Annotated in this window: 11 protein-coding genes; 1 reads left to right on the top strand and 10 read right to left on the bottom strand. The window is 46.1% G+C overall.

What is annotated here, in order from left to right; all coding sequences use genetic code 11:
• The 10 genes from E1757_RS33025 to E1757_RS32980 form a co-directional block, all read right to left on the bottom strand.
• Nucleotides 1-316, bottom strand: a 316-nt coding sequence (locus E1757_RS33025) for a YdeI/OmpD-associated family protein (RefSeq protein ID WP_425464879.1), incomplete at its 3' end; no start/stop codon positions are given.
• Between the two features lie 269 nt (nucleotides 317-585).
• Nucleotides 586-996, bottom strand: a complete 411-nt coding sequence (locus E1757_RS33020) for a VOC family protein (protein WP_133236291.1) — start codon at nucleotides 994-996, stop codon at nucleotides 586-588.
• 54 nt (nucleotides 997-1,050) lie between these two features.
• Nucleotides 1,051-1,995, bottom strand: a complete 945-nt coding sequence (locus E1757_RS33015; protein ID WP_133236289.1) for a sigma-70 family RNA polymerase sigma factor — start codon at nucleotides 1,993-1,995, stop codon at nucleotides 1,051-1,053.
• A 287-nt stretch (nucleotides 1,996-2,282) separates the two neighbouring features.
• On the bottom strand, nucleotides 2,283-3,959 hold the full coding sequence (locus E1757_RS33010; RefSeq protein WP_133236287.1) for a M56 family metallopeptidase: 1,677 nt from the start codon (nucleotides 3,957-3,959) through the stop codon (nucleotides 2,283-2,285).
• A gap of 9 nt (nucleotides 3,960-3,968) precedes the next feature.
• Nucleotides 3,969-4,322 (bottom strand): BlaI/MecI/CopY family transcriptional regulator, encoded by a 354-nt coding sequence (locus tag E1757_RS33005; protein ID WP_281282567.1) that lies wholly within the window; start codon nucleotides 4,320-4,322, stop codon nucleotides 3,969-3,971.
• 204 nt (nucleotides 4,323-4,526) lie between these two features.
• Nucleotides 4,527-4,841: an aldo/keto reductase gene (locus tag E1757_RS33000; RefSeq protein WP_133236283.1), complete on the bottom strand. Its 315-nt coding sequence runs from the start codon at nucleotides 4,839-4,841 to the stop codon at nucleotides 4,527-4,529.
• Between the two features lie 182 nt (nucleotides 4,842-5,023).
• Nucleotides 5,024-5,956 (bottom strand): aldo/keto reductase, encoded by a 933-nt coding sequence (locus E1757_RS32995; RefSeq protein WP_131018194.1) that lies wholly within the window; start codon nucleotides 5,954-5,956, stop codon nucleotides 5,024-5,026.
• A gap of 143 nt (nucleotides 5,957-6,099) precedes the next feature.
• Nucleotides 6,100-6,231 carry a hypothetical protein gene (locus E1757_RS37020; protein WP_281282565.1) on the bottom strand — a complete coding sequence of 44 codons (132 nt, stop codon included), beginning with the start codon at nucleotides 6,229-6,231 and terminating at the stop codon, nucleotides 6,100-6,102.
• Nucleotides 6,232-6,544: 313 nt separating this feature from the next.
• A complete protein-coding gene (locus E1757_RS32990) occupies nucleotides 6,545-6,976 on the bottom strand; it encodes an SRPBCC family protein (RefSeq protein ID WP_133236281.1) in 432 nt (143 codons plus the stop codon).
• A 980-nt stretch (nucleotides 6,977-7,956) separates the two neighbouring features.
• Nucleotides 7,957-8,766, bottom strand: coding sequence for a helix-turn-helix transcriptional regulator (locus E1757_RS32980; protein WP_133236279.1), 810 nt, complete (start codon nucleotides 8,764-8,766; stop codon nucleotides 7,957-7,959).
• Between the two features lie 264 nt (nucleotides 8,767-9,030).
• On the opposite strand from E1757_RS32980, the gene E1757_RS32975 reads away from it, so the two are divergent.
• Nucleotides 9,031-9,768 (top strand): SDR family oxidoreductase, encoded by a 738-nt coding sequence (locus E1757_RS32975; RefSeq protein WP_133236301.1) that lies wholly within the window; start codon nucleotides 9,031-9,033, stop codon nucleotides 9,766-9,768.
• Nucleotides 9,769-9,829: the final 61 nt, after the last annotated feature.

The raw sequence follows: 9,829 nt of genomic DNA, 5'->3' as shown, positions 1-9,829 counted from the left end.
GCTTCATTCTTCCATTTGTAATGAGAAGCTCTGCTTTGTCTTTATTCACTTTCGACCAGATGCTCCTAGCCCTACGCGGAGTAAATCGTTGAACCCACATTTTTTCATCAAACTTTTCCTTCTGGCTGTCAACCCATCCGTAACACAATGCACTTTCAAGTGCTTCATCGTAGGATACTGTAACCACACCGGAATTTTTTTTCGCGATTTGCAACCGGATTCCCGGTGAAGTGTCATGATTGTTCTCAAGCCAATTCTCGAGAGATTGCTGTTCGCCAAAAAACATAACCGGTAATTCATTGGACTTATTGATCACTTGAATCGCCTCCTACTTGTAGTGTACTTCAATATAGTTGACAGATACAGTCAGTGATAGTCTAGCCTTGCTTGAGCTATTGCTAATAGCTCAATTCCAGAAACAAGCCACCGCGGTACGAGTAAATCTGTTGAGCAATACTGCCCGTTAGCGTAATGCGGCTGCCGATAGATGTCGGCAGCCGCGTCGTACGTTTTTATTTAGCTATCGTTACCCGTTAAGCTTAGAAACGGTTTAATTCTAGAACTTGATCATGCGTGGTGGAATTTCTATTGATGATTCTGACATACTGTTATGACATTGAAATCTGGGTCCCTCATATTAAAGAAGGAAACCGAGTTATTTCTGTGGATACCACCATAAATAATTTCAAATCCCAGTTCTTGTATAAACTCGGCGGCTTTATCAATATCCGTAGCTGGAATAAAGAATAACGGAGGTGCCTTATCTGGAAGAGGTACCTTATCCATGCCATTTGAATCAATCATAATATCAATACCATTCTGAAGTTGAAGAAAATGGAGATGTCCGGTGCCTGAACGACGCTGCTTGTCTGGCGAGAGTTGAAACAACTTGCTATACATCTCAGCGGTACGATCAAGATTTCTGGACCATAAAATCACGGTAGTAATCTTGCTTTCAATAGGGGACCGATTAGATACGTTATTAATTTCACTCATCTCATAAACCTCCACATCAGTATGGGAAATATTAGCGCCAGATATAGGTACATGTTAGGAACGCCAGTCGATCCCCGGCGCCTTCTGCAGCTGTACGGGTACTCCGAGATGTTTACCTGCCTCAAACAACAGCTCTTTGCAGAAATAAAACCCTCTGTTATAGACAATCCTGCCGTTGTCGAACTCGAACTCCCGGATATCGTGTAGCGCGGGGCCTTCATCCGTCTCCACAAGCACGACGAATACCTTACGGCCCCACAGCGTCTTAAGGGAGACGAGCTGCGCCGGGCCTCGGTGTCCCCAGGAGCCATCGATCATTTCCTGCTTGGAGTACTCCTGGAGTCCCGGTTGCGCATCGTTGTGGACACTTTCTTCCAGCATTCCGATGATGCGTTCAGAGTCACCGTCCCTCATCGCTTGAAGCAACGTCTCGATCAAAGCGGCTTCTGTTTCTTGCAGCTCCGTAGGGACTTGCTTCGGAACTGCATCCCAATATCGGCGGACGTTTGCCCTCGCACGGTGAAGTACAGCATACACGGATCCCTCGGTCATCCGGACCATGCCGGCCACCTCCGAGGCCACGAAGCCGAAAACTTCCATCAGCAGGAGTACCGCGATCTGCCTGGGAGGTAGGTGTTGCACGAGCATCTCCACCACCTCAATAAGTTCTGTCGGGTCAATCTTCCGGCAGGTCGATACATGGCTTTCAGTTTCCTCATACGGTTCTATAGGTAACCGCTTTCGGCGCATCACATCGATCCGGGTATTTGTGGCGATCCGGAATAAATAGGAGCGATAAGCGACCGGATGCCACATCTGTGCCATCGTGGCGAATGCTTTAAGTAACGTCTCTTGAAATAAGTCCTCTCCGTCCCATGGAGAACCGGTTAAGTACCGGCAGTAGCTCCACAGGGATTGGCGATGCGGTTCTATTAACGCCTCGAACTTCCTGTGCAGGGCGCGCGTCTCTCCCGCGATCGGGTCATAGCGATCCGCCATTTCATCCCCTCCTGTCGTGATCTTCACTATGTAAGACGTGTCTTGATTCCCAAATTATACGGTACATGCAAAAAAAATTGTATAGCTGCCATCCCTGTGGCTATTCATTACACTAAACTGCCAATTAGCGCAATGACGGCTGAGCCGTTTTGGTGTTGCACTATCGTATCCGTTGGCGTAGCACCCGCCAAATAGTTACTGAAGCCTATTTCAAGTTTCAAAAATGAATAGACGCCGATATTTTGAGCGACGCCGATTGGTTATTCATAAAGGACGGTAACCCTCCTTTATTTCGTCACGATAAAGTTAGGGAGATTTTTTTCAAGATACTTAATTCTTTCCGAATAATCTTGTTCTGCATAAGTTTCCGAAAGTATATTGTTCGACACTAACAAGTCATAAAATGATTTCAGCATCTGGGCTGATATAGCGGAAGTAATCATCATTCTTTGACCGTCGATCAGAACAGAAGATATTTTTTCAGGCTGTACAAGTTCAATCTGTACGCCGTTCCTGTCGATTATGAAATACATCTCTTTTACATTTTCAAACACTAAATGTTTTACTTCTGCCCCGTTTGCCAAGCGACTCTGAACTTCTTTCATTGAATAGCCCGAAATCGGATCATTTATCAGCAGCCATTTTGCAAATTCTTTTGCATCGACTTCATCAGTATCATATTTTTTCCAAACTGCGCCATTATCTTTGCTTATCTGTACTGTGTTATCCATCATGACACGAAGATATATTTCGTTGTCCATATAAACTGCACGATACTTTGAAGCCATTAGGCTGTCTATCAACTTCGGTACATCATATTTCTTGTTGAATGTTAAATCGTGCGGCATTAAATCTGTAATGGTGGCACCTTGAGATAATGCGGGCACTATCTCGGTAGTGATGGCACCTTGATATAATGCGGGCACTATTTCGGCTGAAGGTTCGGCTGTAGGATTGTCGACATCCGTAACAGCTTCCGTTTTGTCCAATGCAGAAGTCGCGAAGATGATAACGACACTGGCTACAAGCCCAATAGCGAGCAGCGTCGTGGCGATCGTGATTTTCTTGGTTTTCATGATCGAAATAATCCTTTCTTCGATCGAGTTTTTGGAAAAGCTAATAATCATCGGCGACAAACCGATTTTCTTTTCTTCCAAGCGTACAAGCGCTCTAGCATAAGTAGGTTTCGTGTTTTCCCCAAATTTTCGTATGACTGTTTCATCACAGAATAGCTCGATATCGCGGTTGGCAAGAATATACATGACCCATACAAAAGGGTTGAACCAATGGACGCATACGCTAGTGGCAAGAATCCATTTTTTTAGTGTGTCGAATCGCTTGATGTGCGTAAATTCGTGGGTCAGGATAAGCGCAAGTTGTTTCTCATCGTCATAGTCTAAATTTTTCGGCAAGAGTACAACAGGCCGAAAAATACCGTAGGTAAGCGGAGTTGAAATATTATCTAGTTGCCTGATTTGAACATCTCGCCATAACAAATTTGAATGCTGCCATTTTCTTATAAAATCGTTTCTAATAGGCACAGCCATTTTGTAGATTTTGCGATACCTTAAATGCGGAATGATAAAAAATAAACCACACAACGTAAAACCAACTAACCACACCCACACAATAGGCGATATTTGTGAAGCCGTCTTCAATGGCACAATCGGCGCGGTCACATGTTCTGTAATTGGTGGCATAATTACCGTAGTTCCATTCATAAATGTTGAACTTTCTGGCGTGGAAATCAATTTTGGCGCTGTAAACATTCTGCTTAAATGTTCCGCTGCCGTAAAAATACTAAATTGCGATTGAACTGAAATAGGTACAAGTAATTGAATTAGTGCAACACCCCAAAGAAACATAAAGGTCATTTTGGGCAGCTTGTGAATAAGCAAAGAACGTAAGAAAATAACTGCAAGAATAAAGACGGAAGCCGAGATACTTAATTGAAGTAACGACATTCCCTCACCTCATTCCAAACTATCGATTAGACGTTTTAAGCGGTTAATTTCTTCCGTCGACAGTCGTTTCTGTCCCAACAATGAAGCAATCAGTCTGTCGGGGGCGCCATCATACATTTTATTAATCAACTCTGTTGTTTCGTGTTCTTGCGCTTGCTCTCGTGTAACAAGCGCATGGCAAACGAAATTAGGCTCATGCCGCTCGACCGCCCCTTTATCAAGGCATCTCTTGATGATGGTATACGTTGTTGTTTTACTCCAACCTACTTTTTCTTTTGCAATTTCTGCAATTCTCTTTGCAGGGGTATCGCCTTCTTTCCACAAGATTTCCATAATATTAAGCTCGCTATCGAATAACCTCATGACCAAATGAAAACACCTCGTTCATATATATTCTACTGCTGTAGAATCACATATTTACATTCTACTTTAGTAGAATCGTTTTGTCGATAGAGTTCTGTAATTTTTTTTGCACCAGTTCCCTCTTCCCCATGTAGCCCTTCTTGATTGTCTTTGAAATTTAATATTCAAACTAAAAAAAGACGCCGATTATTCGACGTCAATCCATCACGTATTGTGACAAAACTGCCAGTTAGCGCAACGACGGTAGCAGATCTTTTCCGACTGGCCACCGTCGTGATCGCGATGCCCCCGGATCGCGCGGCCGAGAATCTCCTCGGACTCCCCGCCGGTATAACGGTTAGCCGTGTCAAAAAAATTAATTCCCTTATCGATAGCTTGATGAATGATGTTAACCGCCGCGTCAGCCTCTATTACCTTGCCTGGCTTTCCCCACCGCGGATTGCTGCTCCCAAAATTCCAGCAGCCTAAGCCAATCCGCGAAATATTCAGCCCGGTCTTACCCAATCTACCATATTCCATGACCCGTCACTCCTCACTTCCGTTCTACCCTCAAGTATAAGTGAGGTTGCCCGGAATGGAAATGACTGAACATTTTGAAACCTACTCACTTCCAGTATACTTGCCACGCGGTGCGCCGCCCCCCCCGCTCGCTAAGAGTGACAGCAACGGCTAGTACACTGATGGAGTAAGGAACACCCCGTTCAGCTTGCGGCGATCGCGCGAATTTCCGCTAACGTCGCTTCGTCCAGCTTCACTTCCGTTGCCGGCAGCACACCGAGAATATGGCTCGGCTTGCGGACACCTACGATGGCGCTCGTGATCGCCGGATGCGCGAGGACGTACGCGACGGCAAGCTGCGGAAGGGTGAGGCCGAGCCCATTCGCGATCACCTTCAGCTTCTCCGCACGATCCACGTTGCTGCGCAGGTCCACCGTGTGAGCTTTGTTCCGCGACCGCCAATCCGTTTCGGGGAACTTGGTCTCATAGGTATAATTGCCGGACAGAAGCCCCGAGGTTAGCGCGCTGTAGGAAACTACCCCGATCCCTTTCTCTTGACAGTAGGGCAAAATTTCCTTCTCGATGGCCGGTCTAAGAATCGAATAGGGAGGCTGCAGGGAATCGACGTGGCGGACCGCAAGGGATTCCTCCAGCAGCGGAATGCTGTAATTGCTCACACCTACATAGCGGACCTTCCCGTCCTGGACCAGCTTGTCCATGGCGCGCATCGTTTCTTCCGCAGAGGCCTTCGTATCCGTATCCGGCCAGTGCATCTGATAAAGATCAATATAGTCGGTACCTAGGCGACGCAAGGAATCTTCCGCTTCCCGAAGGATGGAGGCGTAGGAGCCGTTCTTGGAAACCTTCAGGTTCTCATCCCACACCATGCCACACTTGGTCGCGAGAACTACCCTGCTGCGGTCGCCCTTTAAGGCTTGGCCTATCACTTCTTCGGAATGCCCTTTTCCATATACCGGTGCCGTATCAAAAAAGGTAACCCCGGCATCTAACGCGGCACGAACGCTTTCTGCAGTAAGCTGATCGTCCTGGCCTCCCCAATCTCCCCCGGCTGCCCAGGAGCCGAACCCGATGGCCGATATTTCCGGGCCATTCTTGCCTAATTTACGATATTGCATATGACTGCACTCTCCAATCCATTATGGGATAACTTCATTATACGCTTATTGGGATTGGAAATAAAAACCCCCTAAAGTAAGCGGTCCTGGCTTGTCACCCGGATCCTTCTGCTTCAGGGGGCTCGTGTCTTGCCGCTCCGCCGTTACGGAGTCGTTATCGTGATGTTATCGAAGTAGGCGGTACCGACCGTGTCCGGATTCGACCCGAACACGATCCGATCCAGCGAGCTCAGCGGATTGTGGAAAGCGGCGTTCGTCACCTTCGGCGTCACCATATCGTCTCCCTTAAAGGAAGTTGTTCGGAATAAGCTTTTCGGCACAAAACTCGGTCAATATGATGTTATGTAACCATCGTCGGGAATGGGATAATGTTCTTGTCAATTTCGGGAATGGGATAAAGTTCTTGTCATTGAAATTTGACAAGAACTTTATCCCATAAATCAAAAAAGCCGCCATTTATGCGGCAATTAATGAGATAATGTTCTTGTCACCCGACATGTGAGCCTGGATACGTATTGATCGACGTAACCTCCAGTACTTTACAGAAACTGTATTCGTTTTGCATATCGCTCTGATGGGCGCCCCAATTTATCTCTCGGATTCTTCGGCATATCGTTTGAAACTGTCCATAATCGCTTGCCAGCCCGCCTGCTGGAACTCAACGGGGTGAGTACTCTCAGGGTCGAAGATTTCAACGACCTTCGTTGCGTCACCTTGATCAACAAAAGTAATATCCACCTTCCGCCCGTCTCCCAATGTGTAGGAAATTGACTCATGCAGCTTTACTTCGTCATAAATGCCGCTAAAATCAAAGCCCATGCTGCCGTCTTTTGCTTCCATCCTTGTCAGGAACTCCCCGCCGACTTGCAAATCATTTACCGCTTTTGGCGCATGCCAATCCTCTGAAGGCTGATTCCACTTCGTGATATGGTCCGGCTCGGTCCAATAACTCCATACTTTTGCTACAGGGACTTGAATGACGGTCTCTACGGTTACTTTAGCCTGATTACTTGTTTCCATTATAAATGACACCTCCCTCGGGAATTTTGCTTCACACTAATATAGACGAATGCCGATCCCCATATTCATCGGTCTATTTGTTCCGGAAACCCCAATCGAGAAAATAATTTTGCATTTATGAATTGAACATGGAATATGCGATTATCTTTCACTTCAATCACGTGGATGCCCCAAGGCACCAGGACGGATGCCTCCTTACTCGGCACATACTGAGCCAGCGCGGGATAACCGCCATTCACTGTAGCCCGCAAAAACTTGAACCCCTCGCAAAAGTATACAGCCTAGCTCAGTATAATTTAAGAGAAAAATGCTGACAAACTATTAGCTGGTTTTAATTGATTGATTGCAGTGATATGGCCAGTATACCACGTTATGTAACCATAATGTTCTTGTCAATTTCGGGATTATGTTCTTGTCACCCGACAAATCAACAAATCACATGATATTATTGTCGGTTGGTTGACAAGAACTTTATCCCATTCCCGACAGGACAAAAAACCCATCGCCAATTAATTTTGACGATTGGGTTCAAAATTGTACAATAATAATTTTTCTTCGCGCCTCCTTGATGGTGTTGGGTTTTGAACCTTGGACAAACCCATCATACCGAGGCGCTCCTTTTTTGACAAAGTCCATTTCTTAGGACTAACAGGAATGTTTAGCGTAACGTATGCCGCGTGGCAAAGATTAACGAATTTTTGCATACTATTTTTCATCAACTGATACTGTATGGGGAAAATAAAGTATTAGACCGGAGTTGTTGATTTGACGCGGTTTTCCGTTTTGAAAATCGTCAGGTTTTAAAAAATAAGTTTTAGACTGTGACACGAGTGAGTCCTCAAAATAGAATCAAATCAGATAATAAGTATTAGACTGAGAAGCATCGAACGCATCGAGCTGCTGCTGCTGGCAATCGTGACTGGCTTCCGATCGCTTACCGAGTCTAATACTTTATTTTCTTAATCTACAACTATATTTTCCTAGTTTATCAGTTTACTTTCTTCTGACACTGGCGTGAACACCATCATTGCAAAATCGCTGCTCTCAGAGATTTTAAAAGTATGGTATCGGAAAGTCAGCAGCTCAGTTTCGGGAAGACGGATTATTTGTTCACCTTCCAAAGTATCGGAAACATCATGTCGTTCCCATAGTATCCTGAATTCTTCGCTCCTGTCACATAACTTGTCGACCAGTTCTTGATACCACGAATCGTTCATGTAAAAGGCAAACCGGCTTCTGAAATGGGCCACCATCGTAGAGGCGACATTCTCCCAATTCACGATGCGAAACTTGCTGTCCTCCACCGCGAAGACACGCCAAAGAATATTTCTTCCGAGCTCCGGGTCTCGGCTGAAGTCTCTACACAACGTATCCGATATTTGGTTCAATGCGATAACGTTCCAGCGTCTATCAATAATGTACGCCGGATAGGTTCCCATCCTGTCCAGAATCTTCTGCAGGGAAGGAGGAACGGCATCATCCGCTTTTGACTGCGGAAGCGGGGAATGATTGGCCAATACGAGAAGATGGTTGCGTTCGTCGCTGTTAAGACGTAATGTTCGTACCAAGCTTTCCAGGACTTGCTCCGACGCATGAATGTCCCGGCCCTGCTCCAGTGCTGTATACCACGGCAAGGAAATACCCGATAAGCTTGACACTTCTTCCCGTCTCAAGCCTTTCGTGCGGCGGCGTGACGTTTCAACCTGTAAACCCACCTCTCCTGGGGATAAACGCGAGCGACGTGACCGGAGAAAATCAGCCAATTGTTTACGTCTTCTTTCATCATTCATAAATATGTTACCTCCTCTCCATTTGGTAATAGTATTTATATTAGTATTCGTGCCAATAGTATCTGGAACAGTACTATAAATGCACACCTGTGTATCGGTTCTATGACTGATTATAATCGTGTTATCGTCCGTTGTTAAGGAGGAGCCGGAGATTAAACAAGCTGTACCGAATTTCCCATTGATCGGCTGTTCGCGGCTGATGAGAATCGTTTGGCAAGGTCAATCCAAATATCGAATACGAAGGAGATTTTTATTTTGAAAACAATGCAGATCGAACATGGGCATAGTTTCAAAGGCAAACGTGTTGTTATTCTTGGAGGAACGTCCGGAATCGGGTTTGCGACTGCCGAAGCCGCCGCTCGGGAAGGGGCATACCTGGTCGTCGTGTCCAGTAAAAAAGAAAAAGTTGACCGTGCCGTTTCGCGTTTGCCCGAAGGTACCGAGGGGTATGCGGTTGATTTGACGAATGAGGAGCAGGTTAGAAAATTTTTTAGTAATATCGGGGAATTCGATCACTTGGTTTTCACTGCCGGCGACCCAATGATGATCGAAAATCTCGATACCACCGACGTCGAGACAGCGCAGCAATTGTTTAACTTGCGATACTGGGGAGCGTTTATGGCTGCCAAATATGGCAGTCGAAACATCCGACGGGGTGGGTCGATCACGTTGACTTCCGGCGTTGCCGGAGCTCGTCCACAGAAGGGAGTTACTGTTGCAGCCAGCATATGCGGTGCTGTCGAGTCGCTCACCAGAGCGTTGGCCGTCGAGTTGAGTCCGCTTCGCGTCAACACCGTTTGCTTCGGCATTATGCGTACCGAGTTTTGGAATGACGTTCCTGAGGAACACCGGAACACAATGTATGAAAATGTAGGGGAATCACTTCCAGTTGGGCGAATCGGCGAACCGGAGGATGGTGCCGTAGCATTTTTATACTTAATGCGGGAGAACTATTCTACCGGTCAGATCGTTGTAGTGGATGGCGGTTCTACTCTCGTTTAAGCTTCTTGTAGGTGTATGGGGAAAATAAAGTATTAGACCGGAGTTGTTGATTTGAAGCGGT

It is taken from the genome of Paenibacillus piri, assembly GCF_004354045.1.
Classification (GTDB): Bacteria; Bacillota; Bacilli; order Paenibacillales; family NBRC-103111; genus Paenibacillus_S; species Paenibacillus_S piri.
The sequence above is the reverse complement of the archived record's forward strand: the minus strand, read 5'-3'. Positions and strand labels throughout refer to the sequence as shown.